This is a genomic window from Micromonospora sp. WMMD812, from assembly GCF_027497215.1.
GTDB lineage: Bacteria > Actinomycetota > Actinomycetes > Mycobacteriales > Micromonosporaceae > Micromonospora.
Genome location: NZ_CP114904.1, coordinates 2,352,545 through 2,368,029, shown reverse-complemented (window position 1 = coordinate 2,368,029; position 15,485 = coordinate 2,352,545). Strand labels below are relative to the sequence as shown.

Here is a 15,485-nt window from a genome sequence, read left to right as displayed (position 1 = left end):
GTGATTGAACGCTCCGTAGTCGGTTAGCCCACGCCGCGACGTGGAAGGGTGAACACGATTCGCCGCCCGGCAGGGCGTCCCTGCCGGAACCCGCTGCCCAGCGGACGCGAACGCATGCCCCGGCACGGGCGCCGGCGACCGGGCACCCGCGAGGGCCCGCGACCGAGGGCCCGCGACCGGGTGTCCGGGCCGAGACCGGGCGCCCGCGACCGTGGCGTGGTGGGGCCGGGCCGGTCGCCGGCGGAGGTGCTCAGCGCTCGATGTTGCGGTGCTTGCTGCGTAGCTTGAACGGCATCAGCGCGCTTTCGATCTTGGTAGCGGTGGTCATCTTCGAGGCGCCGTCACGACGCTCCTCGAAGCGGATCGGCACCTCCAGGATGGTGTGCCCGAGCTTGGTGGCGAGGTAGTGCATCTCCACCTGGAAGCTGTAACCGTTGGACTGCACCCGGTCCAGGCCGATGTCGCGCAGCGCGTCCGCCCGCCAGATCTTGAAGCCGGCGGTGAGGTCGCGGATCCGCACCCGCAGCAGCGTGTGCACGTAGAGGTTGGCCCAGCCGCTAAGCGCACGGCGGTACAGCGGCCAGTTCTCGTCCAGCTCGCCGCCGGGCACGTAGCGGGAGCCGATCACCACGCCCGCCTGGGTCGACAGCAGCGCGCCGAGCATGCCCGGCAGCGCCTCCGCCGGGTGGGAGAGGTCCGCGTCCATCTGCGCCACGTACTCCGCGCCCCCGTCGAGGGCCCGGCTCATCCCGTCCACGTACGCCCGCCCGAGGCCCTCCTTGCCCGGCCGGTGCACCACCTCGATCCGGTCGGGGTGCTCGATCGCCAGCTTGTCCGCGATCTCACCGGTGCCGTCCGGCGAGTTGTCGTCGGCGACCAGGACCCGAAGGCCCGGCAGTGGCAGGGCGAGCAGCCGCTCGACCAGCACCGGGAGGTTCCCAGCCTCGTTGTAGGTGGGCACCACGACGGTGAGGCGTACGTCCCGCCAGGGGGCGGGCAACTGCACGGGTTCGATCATGACGGACATCCTAGGTTTGCGGGCAGGGATCCATGGAAGGGTAGCCAGTGACCGTCCCGTTGTCGTAACGGCTCCCGGATCAACGGCGGTGACGGGTCAACCCGGCTGCGGCCCGAGCCCGTCTCGCCCCGGGCGATCAGCCCCAACCTGGCACCGCGGGCGGCGTACGCGCGGCCGACCGCCCGACCCACCCCGGCGCTCGCGCCGTCCCGGCCCGCGTCACCGCTGGTCCTTCTGTCGGGTGGCGATGTCGGACAGCCGGTTGAGCGTCTCCCGGTTGCGCAGGTGCAGCACCAGGTCGTTGACCTTGTTGCGCACCCAGCGCAGCGGCCCGGCGGCGAAGTCCTCCCCGATGCGCACGCGGGTGGCGGTCTCCCCGACCGGGTCGAGCGAGAACGTCACGATCGCCTCACCGGCCGGCCAGAGCCCGGCCCGCAGCACCAGCCGGTGCGGCGGTTCGCAGAGCAGCACGGTCGAGGCGTCCTCCAACGAGAACGGCCACGGACCGGCCCGGTGGTGCAGCTGGCTGCCGACCTTCGGCCAGTCGTCGTCCACGTCCCGCACGTGCACGGTGCCGACCACCCAGTCGCTGTACGTCCAGCCGTCGGCGAGCACGTCGAAGACCTGCTCCGGCGGTGCGTCGATCACTTTCTCCACCATCGCCACCGGCTCCCCGTACCCGCGTCCGAACCGGGGCTAACGGCGTCGGTGGGTTAGCTTCTCCGGAGCGACGGGTAAGGCCAGCGCTGGCGGCCGTGCAGGGCCGCGGCGCGCGCGGTGCTCCTGCCGCGTCGAAGATGATGTTTACTCCCCGGGGCGCCGGGAACCCGCCGGCTGTGCGACAGGACCAGGGGGAGCCGGATCAGCGCAGGTCAGCCGGGGTTTTCACCGGTGCTGACCGGGCCGGGTCGGGGCCGGTTCTGCTCGACGCGGTGCTGCTCGACCGGGACGGCACGTTGGTGGAGGACGTGCCGTACAACGGCGACCCGGAGAAGGTGCGGCCGGTCCCGGGAGCGCGGGCGGCGCTGGACCGGTTGCGGGCGGCGGGGTTGCGACTGGGGGTGGTGACGAACCAGTCCGGCCTCGCGCGGGGCTACTTCACACCGGGCCAGATGCGGGCGGTGCACGCCCGGATCGAGGCGCTGCTGGGGCCGTTCGACACCTGGCAGGTGTGTCCGCACGACGACTCCGACGCGTGCGCCTGCCGTAAGCCGGCGGCCGGGCTGGTCCACGCCGCCGCCGCCGATCTGGGCACGGTGGCGTCGCGGTGCGCCGTGGTCGGCGACATCGGCCGGGACGTGACCGCCGCGCTGGCCGCCGGCGCGGCCGGGGTTCTGGTGCCGACACCGGTGACCCGGCCCGAGGAGGTGGCAGCCGCCCCCTGGGTCGCGGTGGACCTGCCCGCGGCGGTGACCGAGATCCTGCGCCGCCAGACCGCGATCGTGCCGCCCGCCCGCCCGCGCCGGCGGCTGGGCACGGTGCTGGTGGTCCGGGCCGACTCGGCCGGGGACGTGCTGGTCACCGGTCCCGCTATCCGCGCCGTCGCGCACTCCGCGGACCGGGTCGTGCTGCTCTGCGGCCCCCGCGGTCGCGCCGCCGCCGACCTGCTCCCCGGCATCGACGAGATCGTCGAACACCCCCTGCCCTGGATCGACCCCCACCCGGCGCCGGTCGACCCGGCCGACATGCGGACCCTCACCACCCGGCTGGCCGCCGTCGGCGCGGACGAGGCGGTCATCTTCACCTCCTTCCACCAGTCGCCCCTGCCTCTCGCCCTCCTGCTGCGCATGGCCGGCGTGCCGCGCATCGCCGCGATCAGCGACGACTACCCCGGCAGCCTCCTCGACCTGCGCCACCGCGTCCCACCCGGCGTGCCCGAGCCCGAACGCGCCCTCTCCCTCGCCGCCGCAGCCGGCCACGGCCTGGCCCCCGGCGACCAACCCGCCCTGCGACTGCGCGCCGGGGCCGTGCCGCCGCCGACGGGACTGGGCGCGCCGGGCTACGTCGTGCTGCATCCCGGCTCGGCGGCCTCCAGCCGCGCCTGCCCGCCGGAGCTGGCGGCCCGGATCGCCGGGGCGTTGGCCGACGCCGGGCACCGGGTGGTGGTCACCGGCGGGCCGGACGAGCGGGACGTGACCGCCGCGGTGGCCGTCGCGGGTGGCGTGGACCTCGGTGGTCGGACCGGACTCGCGGAGCTGGCGGGGGTGATCGCCGGGGCGGCGGCGGTCGTGGTCGGCAACACCGGGCCGGCCCACCTGGCCGCCGCGTTCGGCGTGCCGGTGGTGAGCCTCTTCGCCCCGACCGTCCCGTTCGGACAGTGGGGTCCGTACCGGGTGCCGACCGTCCGGCTCGGCGACACCACCGCCGCCTGCCGCGACACCCGCGCCGCCACCTGCCCCGTGCCGGGACACCCCTGCCTGGCCGGCATCGATCCGGCCGAGGTGGTCGAGGCGCTGCGGCTGCTGGGCGTACGCCCCGAACCGGCCCGCGTCGCGACCACCGTGACGGCCGGCGCGGCGACCGTGTCCGCGACCGGCGGGAGCGGCCGATGAACCTCCTGCTCTGGCACGTGCACGGCTCCTGGACCACGTCGTTCGTGCACGGCCGGCACCGCTACCTGGTCCCGGTCACCCCGGACCGGGGCCCGTACGGCCTCGGCCGGGCCCGTACCTATCCCTGGCCGGACGCCGCGGTCGAGGTCGGCCCGGACGAGCTGGCGACCGCCGACGTCGACGCGGTCATCCTGCAACGCCCCGAGGAGCTCGACCTCGCGGAGGAGTGGCTCGGCCGCCGACCCGGGCGCGACCTGCCGGCCATCTATGTCGAGCACAACACCCCCAAGGACGGGAACGTCCCGAACAGCCGGCATCCCATGGCCGACCGCGACGACCTGCTCGTCGCCCACGTCACCGGGTTCAACCAGCTCTTCTGGGACACCGGCGGCACCCGGACGACGGTGATCGACCACGGCATCGTGGCGCCGGCCGTGGAGTACAGCGGGGAGCTGGACCGGCTCGCCGTGGTGATCAACGAGCCGGTGCGCCGGTGGCGGGTCACCGGCACCGACCTGCTGCCCCGGTTCGCCGAGATCGCCCCGCTGGACGTGTTCGGCATGAAGGTGGCCGGGCTGGCCGACGCGCTCGGCCTGCCGCCGGAGCGGGTGACCAGCTACGACGACATCCCGCAGGCGAAGATGCACGCCGAGCTGGCCCGGCGGCGGGCGTACCTGCACCTGTGCCGCTGGACCTCACTGGGGCTGAGCCTCATCGAGGCGATGGCCATCGGCATGCCGGTGGTCGCGCTCGCCACCACCGAGGCGGTGATGGCGGTACCGCCGGGCGCCGGCGCCCTCGCCACCCGGATCGACACGCTGGTCGACGCCGCCCGCCGGTTCGTCGCCGAACCGGCACTCGCCCGGCAGGCCGGCGCGGCGGCGAGAACCGCCGCCCGCGACCGGTACGGCCTCGACCGTTTCCTCGCCGACTGGGACCGGCTGCTGGAGGAGGAAGTATGCGCATCGCGATGATCTCGGAACACGCCAGCCCGCTCGCCATCCTCGGCAGCGAGGACGCCGGCGGCCAGAACACGCATGTCGCGGAGCTCTCCGCCGCGCTCGCGGCCGCCGGGCACGACGTGCGGGTCTACACCCGACGCGACGCGGTGGACCTGCCCGTGACGGTCCGCGTCCCGGACGGGTACGACGTGGTGCACGTTCCGGCCGGGCCGGCGGAACCGGTGGCGAAGGACGCGTTGCTGCCACACATGAAGGAGTTCAGCAACTGGCTGGTCGACCGGTGGCGGGGCGGCGACTGGGTGCCCGAGGTGATCCACGCGCACTTCTGGATGAGCGGCCTCGCGGCGCTCGCGGCCAGCCGGCAGACCGGGGTGCCGGTGGTGCAGACGTACCACGCGCTCGGCACCGTGAAGCGCCGGTACCAGGGCGTCCAGGACACCAGCCCGGCCCGGCGGGTGGCGTACGAGCGGGAGCTGGGCCGCTCGGTAGACCGGGTCGTCGCCCAGTGCCAGGACGAGGTCGGTGAGCTGGTCCGGATGGGCGTGCCCCGGTCCCGGATGACCGTCATCCCGTCCGGGGTCAACCTCAGCACGTTCGCCCCGCTCGGCCCGGCCGCCGACCGCGAGCCCGGGCGGGCCCGCATCCTGACCGTCGGCCGGCTCGTGGAGCGGAAGGGCTTCCAGACGGTGATCCGGGCGATGGCACTGGTCCCCGACGCCGAGTGCGTGGTGGTCGGCGGGCCGCCCGCCGGGCTGCTGGAGAACGACCCGTACGCCCGGCGGCTGCGGGCCCTCGCCGGCACGTGCGGCGTGGCCGACCGGGTGCGGCTGGTCGGCGCGGTACCCCGCGAGGAGATGGGTCGCTGGTACCGGTCGGCCGACGTCCTGGTCGCCGCGCCCTGGTACGAGCCGTTCGGGCTCACCCCGCTGGAGGCCATGGCCTGCGGCGTCCCGGTGGTCGGCACCGCGGTGGGCGGACTGAAGGACACCGTGGTCGAGGGCGTCACCGGCGATCTGGTTCCGGCCCGCGACCCGCGCGCCCTGGGCACCGCGATCCAGCGGCTGCTCGGCGACCGGATCCGCCGCTTCGCGTACGCGACCGCGGCGCAGGAACGGGCGCGCCTGCGCTACTCCTGGGCGGCGACCGCGGAGCGGCTGGCCGAGGTCTACGGCGAGGTGGCCGCGGTGCGCCGGCCGACCCGGGTGGTGGCCTGATGGCTGAGGGCTCGCTGCTCGACGCCCACCTGGCGAACCTGGCCGCGGCGCTGCTGCCGTACCGGGACTGCGAGCGGCTGCTCGCCGGGTGGGGCGAGACGCTCGCCCGCCTGCTGGCCGGCGGCGGGCGGCTGCTCGTGGCCGGCAACGGCGGCAGTGCCGCCGAGGCCCAGCACCTGACCGCCGAACTGGTCGGCAAGCTCCGCGATGACCGGCAACCGCTCTCCGCCATCGCCCTGCACGCCGAGACCTCCGCCGTCACGGCCATCGCCAACGACTACGGCTACGACGAGGTCTTCGCCCGCCAGGTCCGCGCCCACGGTCGTATCGGGGACGTCCTCCTGCTGCTGTCCACGAGCGGCGCCAGCGGCAACCTGCTCGCCGCCGCCCGGGCCGCCCGCGACACCGGCCTGCGCTGTTGGGCCTTCACCGGTCCCGCACCCAACCCGCTCGCCGACGCCTGCGACGAGGTGCTCGCCGTCGCCTCGCCGGACAGCCAGGTCGTGCAGGAGTTGCACCTGGTCTCCACCCATGTGCTGTGCGAGTACGTCGACCAGGCCCTGCCCGCCGCGCTCGCCGCAACCGGCGGCGCCGCCGCCTCCCCGGTGGAGCCGGCCCCGCCCGGCGTCGCCGCGCATCCGGTCGGTGCCGTGCGCGCGGGGGTGGACGTGGTGCTGGACGGTGGCGCCGGGCAGGAGGTACAGGCGCGAGGATGAGGAGGGGAAGCGTGACGGGACCCGTCGTGGTGGTCGGTGACACCCTGCTCGACCGGGACGTCGAGGGGGTGGTCAGCCGGCTGTGTCCGGACTCTCCGGTGCCGGTGCTCGACGAGACCGAGTACGTCGACCGGCCGGGCGGCGCCGGCCTGGCCGCGGTCTTCGCCGCCGCCCAGGGCGCCGAGGTGGTGCTGGTGACCGCGCTCGCCGACGACGCCGGCGGCGCCCGGCTGAGCGCGCTGCTCACCGCGGCGGGTGTCCAGGTGTACGCGCTGCCGCTGACCGGCGCCACGCCGGAGAAGATCCGGCTGCGTGCCCGCGGCCGGGTGCTGCTGCGCCACGACCGGGGCGGCGCGGCGGGGGAGCCCGGCGAGCCCACCGAGGCGGTGCTGCGCGCGATCGGCAACGCCTCGGCGGTTCTGGTGAGCGACTACGGCCGCGGCGTGGCCCGCCAGCCGGCCCTGCGCGCGGCGCTGGCCGCGACCCGGGCGCCGGTGGTGTGGGATCCGCACCCGCGTGGACCGGCCGCGGTGCCCGGGGTGCACCTGGCCACCCCGAACGAGGCCGAGGCGCGGGAACTGGTCCCCGCGCTGCCCGGGGCGACCCGGCTGGCCAGCGCGTCGCGGAGCGCGCACGGGCTGCGCCGGCGGTGGCAGGCCGGCGCGGTGGCGGTGACCCTGGGCGGGGACGGGGCGCTGCTCTGCCACGCGGGGTCGACGCCGCTGGTGGTTCCCGCGCCGGCCAGCGCGGAGGGGGACACCTGCGGTGCCGGGGACCGGTTCGCGGCGACCGCCAGCCTGGCCCTGGCCCGGGGGGCGCTGGTCTCCGAGGCGGTGCAGGAGGCAGTGGCCGAGGCGTCCGCGTACGTGGCCGGCGGGGGAGTGGCGAACGCGCTGCCGCCTCCGGTGCGGCCGGAGGCCAGCACGGTCGTCGGGGCGGCGGGCGAGCGGGTCGGCGTCGCCGCGGTGGCGGGGGTGCTCGCCGAGGTCCATGCGGCCGGCGGCACGGTGGTGGCCACCGGTGGCTGCTTCGACCTGCTGCACGCCGGTCACGTGGCGACGTTGCAGGCCGCCCGGAAGCTCGGCGACTGCCTCATCGTCTGCCTGAACTCCGACGCGAGCGTGGCCGGGCTGAAGGGGCCGGAGCGGCCGGTCGTGCCGCAGGGCGACCGGAGCCGTCTGCTCGCGGCGCTCAGCTGCGTGGACGCGGTGATGATCTTCGACGAGCCGACGCCGCACGCCGCGCTGTCCTGGCTGCGTCCGGACATCTGGGTGAAGGGCGGGGACTACGCCGGGGCCGGCGACGCCCCGGCGCTGCCCGAGGCGGAGATCCTGCGGCGCTGGGGCGGGCACACGGTGGTGGTGCCGTATCTGGATGGTCGGTCCACCACCGACATGATCGCCGCCGCCCGCGCGGGCGGACAGGTGGCCGGCGCCTGCTGCGCCGCCTCCCGGGCTCCCGAGCCCGACTGGTCCGCCGGCACGCCGGCCCCGGCGACGGAGCGCACCCGGTGACCGGCACCCCGCCCGGAGCCGGGCCGATCGTGCTGGTCACCGGCGGATCGAGCGGCCTGGGCGCGGCGGTGGTGACCGCGGTGGCCCGGTCCGGGGGCCGGCCGTTGGTGATCGACCGGCAGCCGCCCGGCGACGGCGTGCCGTGGGTGGAGTGCGATCTGGCCGACACCCGGGCCGCCGAGGCGGCCACCCGGCAGCTCGCCGAGCGCTCCGGCGGCCTGGACGCGGTGGTGACGGCGGCCGGGATGGACGTCCCGGGCCGGCTGGCCGACGTCCCGGCCGAGACCTGGGAGCGGATCGTGGTGGTGGATCTGTTGGCCACGGCGGCGGTCATCCGGGCGGCACTGCCCTTCCTGGAGAGTTCCCGGGGCGCCATCGTCACGGTCGCCTCCACGTTGGGCGTCAAGGCGGTCAGTGACGCCACCGCGTACTGCGCGGCGAAGTTCGGCGTCGTCGGGTTCACCCGCGCCCTCGCCGCCGAGCTGGCCGGCCAGGTCGGGGTGACCCTGCTGATCCCCGGCGGCATGCGCACCGCGTTCTTCGACCAGCGCGACGAGCAGTACCGGCCCGGGAAGGACGCGGTCCTCAACGATCCGGCCGACACCGCCGCCGCCGTCATGTTCGCCCTCGCCCAACCGCCCGGCTGCGCCGTGCGGGAGATGGTGGTCTGCGCCGAGCAGGAGTCCTCCTACCCGTGATCCTCGTCCTGCGCGCGCTCGGCGTCGGCGACCTCGTCACCGTCGTCCCGGCGCTGCGCGCGCTGCGGGCCGCCCACCCCGACCGGCCGCTCGCGCTCGCCGCCCCGGCCTGGCTCGCGCCGCTGGCCGGGCTGGTCGGCGGTGTCGACCGGCTGGTCGACACCCGGGGGTTGGGCCCGACCCGCTGGCCCGGCCCGGCCCCCGACCTGGCGGTGAACCTGCACGGACGCGGCCCGCAGTCGCACCGGATGCTCGCCGGCGCCCGGCCCGGGCGGCTGCTCGGGTTCGCGAACCCGGAGGCCGGCTTCACCGACGGGCCGGACTGGAACGAGGCCGAGCACGAGGTGGACCGCTGGTGCCGCCTGCTGACCTGGTACGGCATCCCGGCCGACCCGGCGGATCTCGCGCTGCGCCGGCCCTCGCCGGCCGGGGTGCCCACCGGGGCCACCGTGCTGCACCCCGGTTCGAAGATCCCCGCCAAGCGGTGGCCGGCCGACCGGTTCGCCGACCTGGCCCGCCGGCTCGCCGGGCGCGGGCACCGGGTGGTGCTGACCGGGTCGGCCGACGAGCGGCCGTTGGCGGAGCGGGTGGCCGGGGCCGCCGGGCTGCCGCCCGATGCCGTCCTCGCCGGCCGGACCGACGTGGGCGAGCTGGCCGCGCTGGTCGCCTACGCCCGGGTGGTGGTCAGTGGTGACACCGGGGTGGCCCACCTGGCGACCGGCTACGGGACCGCGTCGGTGGTGCTCTTCGGGCCGGTGCCGCCGACCCGGTGGGGGCCGCCGCCGGACCGGCCCCGCCACCGGGTGCTCTGGGCCGGGGAGGGGGATTGGCCCAGGTGGGACGGGGTAGGAAGCCACCCGTCGTTGGCTGCCGTCGGGGTCGACCAGGTGTCGGCCGCCGTGGACGAGGTGGAACGGGTGGTGCGGGTCTCCGGTGCGGTTGCGGCGTAGTGATCCGGGCCGGCCGGGATACCGGCGTCGCCGGCGCGGCAAGGGCTGGCTCTTCCTGGACCCGGGCGGCGAGCCGGTCCGGGACCCGGACGAGGCGGAGCGGCTCGGCGCCCTGGTGATCCCGCCGGCCTGGCGGGACGTGTGGATCTGCCCGTACCCGAACGGGCACATCCAGGCCACCGGCATCGACGCGGCCGGCCGCAAGCAGTACCTCTACCACCCGCAGTGGCGGCAGAAGCGGGACGAGGCGAAGTTCGACCACGTGCTGGAGGTGGCCCGACGGCTGCCGTCGCTGCGGGAGCGGGTCGGGCAGGATCTGGACGGGCGCGGGCTCAACCGGGACCGGGTGCTGGCCACGGTCGCGCGGCTGCTGGACATGGGGATGTTCCGGGTCGGCAGCGACCAGTACGCGAACGGCGACGACCCGACGTTCGGCGTGTCGACCCTGCGCCCCGAGCACGCCCGGTCCCGCCGCGGCTGCGTGGTCTTCGAGTTTCCCGCGAAGGGCGGGATCGAGCAGGTGCGCCGGATCGAGGACCCGGAGCTGTGCCGGGTGCTGACCAACCTGCGCCGGCGCCGCCGGCAGGCGGACCGGCTCTTCGGCTACTGGGACGGCCACGACTGGCGGGACGTCCGCGCCGACGAGGTCAACGACTATCTGCGCGACGCCAGCGGCGGGGAGATGACCGCCAAGGACTTCCGCACCTGGCACGCCACCGTCCTCGCCGCGACGGAGCTGGCCACGGTGGGGGCGGCCCGCTCGGAGACGGCCCGGAAGCGGGCGGTGGCCGCGGTCATGCGGGAGGTCGCGGAGCTGCTCGGCAACACCCCGACCGTGGCCCGGACGTCCTACGTGGACCCCCGCGTGGTCGACCTCTACCACGACGGCGTGGTGGTGGAGGTGGCCCCGGAGACGCCCCGCGAGGAGGCCGAGCGGGTCGTGCTGGCGCTGCTCGAGGACGCCTGACCGGCGCCGTCGTTCCGCGGCCGGCACGGTCGCGCGTGGCGAGGCCGGATCGGGCGTGCGGCGGTCGGGTCGGGGCGCGGAGCGGTCAGGTGCCGGGGCGTCGCGACACCAGCGCCTCGACGCCGTCCAGCACCCGCTCCAGGCCGAAGGCGAACTCGTCGTCCGGGCCGTCGTCCTGGTCGATCGCCCCGGAGGCGAGCACCTCGTGCAGCGCCGGGAAGCGGGCCGGGTCGGCGACCCGGGCGACGAGCCGCGCGTACTCCGACATGATCTCGTCCGGCGTACGGCCCGACGCGGCGCTCCCCTCCTGGACTTGCACCATGAGCAGCACCTCGTTGCGCACGTAGCCGGTCAGCAGCAGCATCACCGACATCTTCTCGGTCGCGGTCAGCCCGGTGCCGTCGAGGCAGCGCAGGCCGTCCTCCAACCATCCGAGCGTGCAGGGGGTGAGCGGCGGGCCGCTGATCGGCACCCGGACCACCCACGGGTGTCGCTGCAGGGCGGCCCGCTCGGCCCACGACCAGCGGCCCAACGCCGTCCGCCAGTCCAGCCCGCGCCCGCTCAGGCCGGGAGACTCGCCGTACGCCGCGTCCACCATCAGGGTGAGCAGCTCGTCCTTGGCGCCGACGTACCGGTAGAGGGCCATCGTCGCGGCGCCGAGTTCCTTCGCGACCCGGCTCATCGACACGGCGGCCAGCCCCTCGCCGTCGGCGACGGCGATCGCGGCCGCCACGATCCCGGGCAGGGTCAGGCCGGGGCGGGGACCCTTGGGCGCACGTTCGCGCAGGCCCCAGGCCGCCTCGACGACCGGCGGCAGGGCCGGGGTCTCTTCTGCTGTCGGCTCCACGATTCCTCCTTGCCCGCACATCCTAGTTCTGCGTATGGTCTACGCAGATAAGCGTACGCCATACGCAGAAGGAGTCCCCGTCATGACCACGACGCCGCGCGCCGGACGCCGGGAGTGGATCGGGTTCAGCGTGCTGATGCTGCCCCTGCTCCTGGTCTCCATGGACGTCTCGGTGCTCTACTTCGCCGTCCCGTTCATCAGTGCCGAACTGCGCCCCACCGGCACCGAACAGCTCTGGATCTTCGACATCTACGGCTTCGTGCTCGCCGGTCTGCTCATCACGATGGGCGCCCTCGGCGACCGGATCGGGCGACGCCGGCTGCTGCTCTGCGGGGCGGTGGCGTTTGGTGCGGCGTCGCTGCTCGCCGCGTACGCCGACAGCGCGGGCATGCTGATCGCGGCCCGCGCGCTGCTCGGCGTCGGCGGCGCCACCCTGATGCCCTCGACCCTGGCGCTGGTGCGCAACCTGTTCCACGACGAGAAGCAGCGCGGCACCGCCATCGCGATCTGGACCGCCACCCTCACCGGCGGCATCGCCATCGGCCCTGTGCTCAGCGGCGTCCTGCTCGAACACTTCTGGTGGGGGTCCATCTTCCTGATCAACCTGCCGGCGATGGCGCTGCTGCTCCTGCTCGCGCCCGCGCTGGTGCCGGAGTTCCGTGACCCGGCCGCCGGCCGGTTCGACGTGCTCAGCGCGGTGCTCTCCCTCGCCGCGCTGCTCCCGGTCATCTACGGGATCAAGGAGCTGGCGCGGACCGGATGGGCGACGGGACCGGCACTGTCCATCGTCGCCGGGCTGCTGGTCGCCGTGGTCTTCGTCCGCCGGCAGCACCGGCTCGCGCACCCGATGGTCGACCTCGCGCTGGTGCGGCGCCGGGCGGTCGGCGGGGCGCTCGGGGTGAACCTGGTGGCGATGTTCGCCATGGTGGGCTTCGCCATCTTCACCACCCAGCACCTCCAGTCGGTGCTCGGGTTGAGCCCGCTGCGTGCGGCACTGTGGAGCCTGCTGCCGTCGGTGGCGGTGGGCGGGGTCGCGCCGCTCGCGGCGACCCTGGCCCGGCGCATCGACCGGGCGTACCTGATCGGGGCGGGCTTCGTCATCGCGGCCGGTGGCTTCGTCGTGCTCACCCAGGTGCCGGCCGACGACGGGCTGGTTCCGCTGCTGGTCGGCGCCAGCGTCTACGCCGCCGGCCTGGTCGTGGTGATGTCGCTGGTCACCGAGCTGGTGCTCGGCGCGGCCCCGCCGGAGCGGGCCGGGGTGGCGTCGGCGCTGACCGAGTCCGGCAGCGAGTTGGGCGGCGCGCTCGGCATGGCCGTCCTGGGCAGCGTGGGCAACGCGGTCTACCGGCGGGAGGTGGTCGACGGACTGCGCGGCGGGCTGCCCGACGACGCGGTGGCCGCGGCCCGGGAGACGCTGGGTGGCGCGCTCGCGGTCGCCGGGAGCCTGCCGGCCGAGGGGGCCGCCGCCGTGCGGCACGCCGCCGCGGTCGCGTTCACCGACGGGCTGCACCTGGCCGCGGGCGCCGCCGGCGTCCTGATGCTGCTCGCCGCGGTCGCCGCCGTCGCAACCCTGCGCGGCGTCCACGTCCCCCAGACCGACCCGGCAGACGCCGCCCCCGCGCCGCTTGACCCGGCTCCCGCCACGCAGCGCTGACGCCCTCGTCGTCGATCATGCAGTTGTGGTGCCTCGCGAAAGGGGCGAAGGCGGAGATGCCGCCCACCACAACTGCATGATCGACCGGGCTGGGGTGGGGGTCAGTCGTTCAGGATTTGGGAGAGGCGGTCGCGGAAGCGGCGCTCGCTGTCGCTGACCACGTCGCCGCCGAGCCCGAGGAGGCCGCCGGTGGACGCCGCGCCGACCACCTGCTCGGCGATCTCCACGAGCCAGTGCTTGTACGCCCCGGCCTCACCCTCGTCCACCCGCGCGGCCAGCAGGGCCGCGGCCTCGCCGGCCCGGCCGAGCACGTCGTCGATGACGGCCGTCGGGTCGGTGGGGGAGATGGCCGGCAGCTCCTCGCCGGCCTCCGGGTCGCCGACCCGGGCGACGATCTCGCCGGCCACCGCGGCGACCAGCGGGCTCGCCGACTCCCGACCGGCGGCGATGGTCTCCAAACCGGCCGCGTTCTCGGTCATCGTGCGCTTGGTGCCGTCGGACTCGGCCGCGCTCGCCGCGGTCAGCACCGACTGCGGCAGCCCGACCAGCAGCCCCCACTCGTCGTCGGAGAAGCCGAACCCGGTGTACGCCGGCTGTTCGATCACGACACGCCCCTTCCGCCTGTCTGTTCCTGCTCGTCGATGGCGCGCGCCGGCAGGGGCGCGGCGCCCGGCTCAGGCTAGTCCAGCGCCAGCAGGCCCTGTTCGGACACCACGCGCACGGACAGCGTCTTGTACCCCACCTCGTCGAACAGAACCGTCATCCGGTCCTCCTCGTAGCTGAGCACCAGGCCCGGACCCCACTCCGGATGCCGGACCTGGCTGTGCACCGGGAACGGCCCGACCGCGCCGTCGCCGGGGATGCTCGTGCCGGCGTGGCAGTTGTCGCAGTGCCCGCAGACGGTGGTCATCTGCTCGCCGAAGTACGCCAGCAGGGCCTGCATCCGGCAGCCGGTCGTCTCGGCGAACGCGCGCATCATGTCGGTGCGGGAGCGGGTGAGGGTCTGCTGGCGTTCCGCCTCGGCCACCGCGGCCCCGGCGGCGTCGACCGGCGCCGGGGAGTAGCGCGGCGCCCCGATTCGCGCCTTCGCCCGCGGCTCGGCGGCGCCGACCTGCTCCAGCAGGGACAGGTACTGGCCGAGCTTGCGCGGGCCGAGCCCGGTCAGCTCGCGCAGCTCCTTCTTGGTGCTGGGCTTGCGCCGCAGCAGCGCGGCGAGGTCCCGCAGCTCGTCGGCCTCGGGCAGGCCGCCGCTGAAGAAGCGTTGCAGGCCCACGTCCTCGGCCTGCCAGAGGAGCAGCACCCGGGCCGCCGCGCCGTCGCGTCCGGCGCGGCCGATCTCCTGGAAGTAGCTGTCCGGCGAGTCGGGCAGCGCCATGTGCACCACCCAGGCGATGTTCGGCTTGTCGATGCCCATGCCGAACGCCGAGGTGGCCACCATGATCGGCACCTGGTCGGCGAGGAACGCCTCGTGCAGCTCGGCGCGCGCGCCGGCCGGCATGCCGCCGTGGTAGTACTGCGCCGGGAACCCGGCGTCGGTGAGCCGGGCGGCCAGCTCCTCGGCGGCCCGCCGGGTGGGCACGTAGATGATGCCGGGTCGCTCGTCGTCGCGCAGCAGCGCGACCAGCCGCCGCCACCGGTAGTCCTCGGTGGGGCAGTACGCGACCTCGAGGAAGAGGTTGGGACGGTCCAGTCCGGACACCACGATCTCGGGTTTGCGCAGCCGCAGCCGGGCGACGATGTCGTCGCGGACCGGCGGGGAGGCGGTGGCGGTCAGCGCCACCACGGGCGGGCGGCCGATCCCCTCGATCAGGTGGCCCAGGGCCAGGTAGTCGGGGCGGAAGTCGTGCCCCCACGCCGAGATGCAGTGCGCCTCGTCGATCGCGACGAGGGCCGGCTTCAGCGACCGGACCTCCGCCATCCGGTCCGGGTTGGCGAGCTGCTCCGGGGTGATGAAGAGGAACTCGGCCCGGCCGGACCGGATCTCCTCGATCGCCTGCGCCTGCTGGGCGGGGCTCTCGTCGGAGCTGATCCGCACCGCCCGCAGCTCCGGTCGCTGCCGCTCGTTGAGCGCCGCGATCTGGTCCTGCTGGAGGGCGAGCAGCGGGGAGATCACCACGGTCGGACCGGGGATCAGGCTGGCCGGGATCTGGTAGATCGCCGACTTGCCGGCGCCGGTGGGCAGCACCACCAGCGCGTCACGTCGCTTCATGACCGCGCGCATCGCGGCCAGTTGGTTGGGCCGGAGCGCCTTCCAGCCAAAGAGGCTGCGCGCCGCCCGGCGCAACGTCGTCGAGTGCATGGACAGCTTCATCGAGGGCCGGAGGTACCCGACCCGATCACCGCCAAAACCCACCCCCGCAGCGTCCGTCGGCGGCGTGGGTCGCCGATGGAGA

At 75.1% G+C, this 15,485-nt stretch carries 14 protein-coding genes; 9 read left to right on the top strand and 5 right to left on the bottom strand.

Annotated features, from left to right (window positions below; translation table 11 throughout):
• Nucleotides 1-250 precede the first annotated feature (250 nt).
• Nucleotides 251-1,018, bottom strand: coding sequence for a polyprenol monophosphomannose synthase (locus O7603_RS10715; RefSeq protein ID WP_281575544.1), 768 nt, complete (start codon nucleotides 1,016-1,018; stop codon nucleotides 251-253).
• Between the two features lie 219 nt (nucleotides 1,019-1,237).
• A complete protein-coding gene (locus tag O7603_RS10710) occupies nucleotides 1,238-1,678 on the bottom strand; it encodes an SRPBCC family protein (protein WP_348651060.1) in 441 nt (146 codons plus the stop codon).
• Nucleotides 1,679-1,950: 272 nt separating this feature from the next.
• On the opposite strand from O7603_RS10710, the gene O7603_RS10705 reads away from it, so the two are divergent.
• From O7603_RS10705 to O7603_RS10670, 8 genes are read left to right on the top strand one after another with little or no spacing between them, the layout of a single operon-like run.
• On the top strand, nucleotides 1,951-3,570 hold the full coding sequence (locus O7603_RS10705; RefSeq protein WP_281575542.1) for an HAD-IIIA family hydrolase: 1,620 nt from the start codon (nucleotides 1,951-1,953) through the stop codon (nucleotides 3,568-3,570).
• Nucleotides 3,567-4,544: a glycosyltransferase gene (locus O7603_RS10700; RefSeq protein ID WP_281575541.1), complete on the top strand. Its 978-nt coding sequence runs from the start codon at nucleotides 3,567-3,569 to the stop codon at nucleotides 4,542-4,544. The genes O7603_RS10705 and O7603_RS10700 overlap by 4 nt, the downstream gene beginning before the upstream one ends.
• Nucleotides 4,529-5,746 carry a glycosyltransferase gene (locus tag O7603_RS10695; protein WP_281575540.1) on the top strand — a complete coding sequence of 406 codons (1,218 nt, stop codon included), beginning with the start codon at nucleotides 4,529-4,531 and terminating at the stop codon, nucleotides 5,744-5,746. The genes O7603_RS10700 and O7603_RS10695 overlap by 16 nt, the downstream gene beginning before the upstream one ends.
• Nucleotides 5,746-6,462 (top strand): SIS domain-containing protein, encoded by a 717-nt coding sequence (locus O7603_RS10690; RefSeq protein ID WP_281575539.1) that lies wholly within the window; start codon nucleotides 5,746-5,748, stop codon nucleotides 6,460-6,462. The genes O7603_RS10695 and O7603_RS10690 overlap by 1 nt, the downstream gene beginning before the upstream one ends.
• Nucleotides 6,459-7,976, top strand: coding sequence for a PfkB family carbohydrate kinase (locus O7603_RS10685; RefSeq protein ID WP_281575538.1), 1,518 nt, complete (start codon nucleotides 6,459-6,461; stop codon nucleotides 7,974-7,976). The genes O7603_RS10690 and O7603_RS10685 overlap by 4 nt, the downstream gene beginning before the upstream one ends.
• Entirely contained in the window at nucleotides 7,973-8,674 is a 702-nt protein-coding gene (locus O7603_RS10680) for an SDR family oxidoreductase (RefSeq protein WP_281575537.1), read from the top strand. Before O7603_RS10685 ends, O7603_RS10680 begins: the two co-directional genes overlap by 4 nt.
• Nucleotides 8,671-9,624, top strand: a complete 954-nt coding sequence (locus O7603_RS10675; RefSeq protein WP_281575536.1) for a glycosyltransferase family 9 protein — start codon at nucleotides 8,671-8,673, stop codon at nucleotides 9,622-9,624. Before O7603_RS10680 ends, O7603_RS10675 begins: the two co-directional genes overlap by 4 nt.
• Nucleotides 9,608-10,591, top strand: a complete 984-nt coding sequence (locus O7603_RS10670) for a DNA topoisomerase IB (protein WP_281575535.1) — start codon at nucleotides 9,608-9,610, stop codon at nucleotides 10,589-10,591. Before O7603_RS10675 ends, O7603_RS10670 begins: the two co-directional genes overlap by 17 nt.
• An 85-nt stretch (nucleotides 10,592-10,676) precedes the next feature.
• Here O7603_RS10670 and O7603_RS10665 read toward each other — a convergent pair whose 3' ends face one another.
• The gene (locus tag O7603_RS10665; protein ID WP_281575534.1) at nucleotides 10,677-11,438 is read right to left on the bottom strand and encodes a TetR/AcrR family transcriptional regulator; all 762 of its coding nucleotides are present in this window, start codon (nucleotides 11,436-11,438) and stop codon (nucleotides 10,677-10,679) included.
• An 82-nt stretch (nucleotides 11,439-11,520) separates the two neighbouring features.
• Here O7603_RS10665 and O7603_RS10660 point away from each other — a divergent pair, with 82 nt between their 5' ends.
• Nucleotides 11,521-13,092: an MFS transporter gene (locus tag O7603_RS10660; protein WP_281575533.1), complete on the top strand. Its 1,572-nt coding sequence runs from the start codon at nucleotides 11,521-11,523 to the stop codon at nucleotides 13,090-13,092.
• A gap of 101 nt (nucleotides 13,093-13,193) precedes the next feature.
• Here the strand turns inward: O7603_RS10660 and O7603_RS10655 are convergent, their stop codons facing one another.
• Nucleotides 13,194-13,697, bottom strand: coding sequence for a hypothetical protein (locus tag O7603_RS10655; protein WP_281575532.1), 504 nt, complete (start codon nucleotides 13,695-13,697; stop codon nucleotides 13,194-13,196).
• Between the two features lie 74 nt (nucleotides 13,698-13,771).
• Complete coding sequence (locus tag O7603_RS10650; protein ID WP_281575531.1) at nucleotides 13,772-15,403, bottom strand: RecQ family ATP-dependent DNA helicase; 1,632 nt, start codon at nucleotides 15,401-15,403, stop codon at nucleotides 13,772-13,774.
• Nucleotides 15,404-15,485: the final 82 nt, after the last annotated feature.

What these genes read in the sequence shown, in the direction of transcription:
- O7603_RS10715 (WP_281575544.1), bottom strand. Translation starts at nt 1,018, where the DNA reads ATGATCGAACCCGTGCAGTTGCCCGCCCCCTGGCGGGACGTACGCCTC.
- O7603_RS10710 (WP_348651060.1), bottom strand. Translation starts at nt 1,678, where the DNA reads ATGGTGGAGAAAGTGATCGACGCACCGCCGGAGCAGGTCTTCGACGTG.
- O7603_RS10700 (WP_281575541.1), top strand. Translation starts at nt 3,567, where the DNA reads ATGAACCTCCTGCTCTGGCACGTGCACGGCTCCTGGACCACGTCGTTC.
- O7603_RS10695 (WP_281575540.1), top strand. Translation starts at nt 4,529, where the DNA reads ATGCGCATCGCGATGATCTCGGAACACGCCAGCCCGCTCGCCATCCTC.
- O7603_RS10690 (WP_281575539.1), top strand. Translation starts at nt 5,746, where the DNA reads ATGGCTGAGGGCTCGCTGCTCGACGCCCACCTGGCGAACCTGGCCGCG.
- O7603_RS10685 (WP_281575538.1), top strand. Translation starts at nt 6,459, where the DNA reads ATGAGGAGGGGAAGCGTGACGGGACCCGTCGTGGTGGTCGGTGACACC.
- O7603_RS10660 (WP_281575533.1), top strand. Translation starts at nt 11,521, where the DNA reads ATGACCACGACGCCGCGCGCCGGACGCCGGGAGTGGATCGGGTTCAGC.
- O7603_RS10650 (WP_281575531.1), bottom strand. Translation starts at nt 15,403, where the DNA reads ATGAAGCTGTCCATGCACTCGACGACGTTGCGCCGGGCGGCGCGCAGC.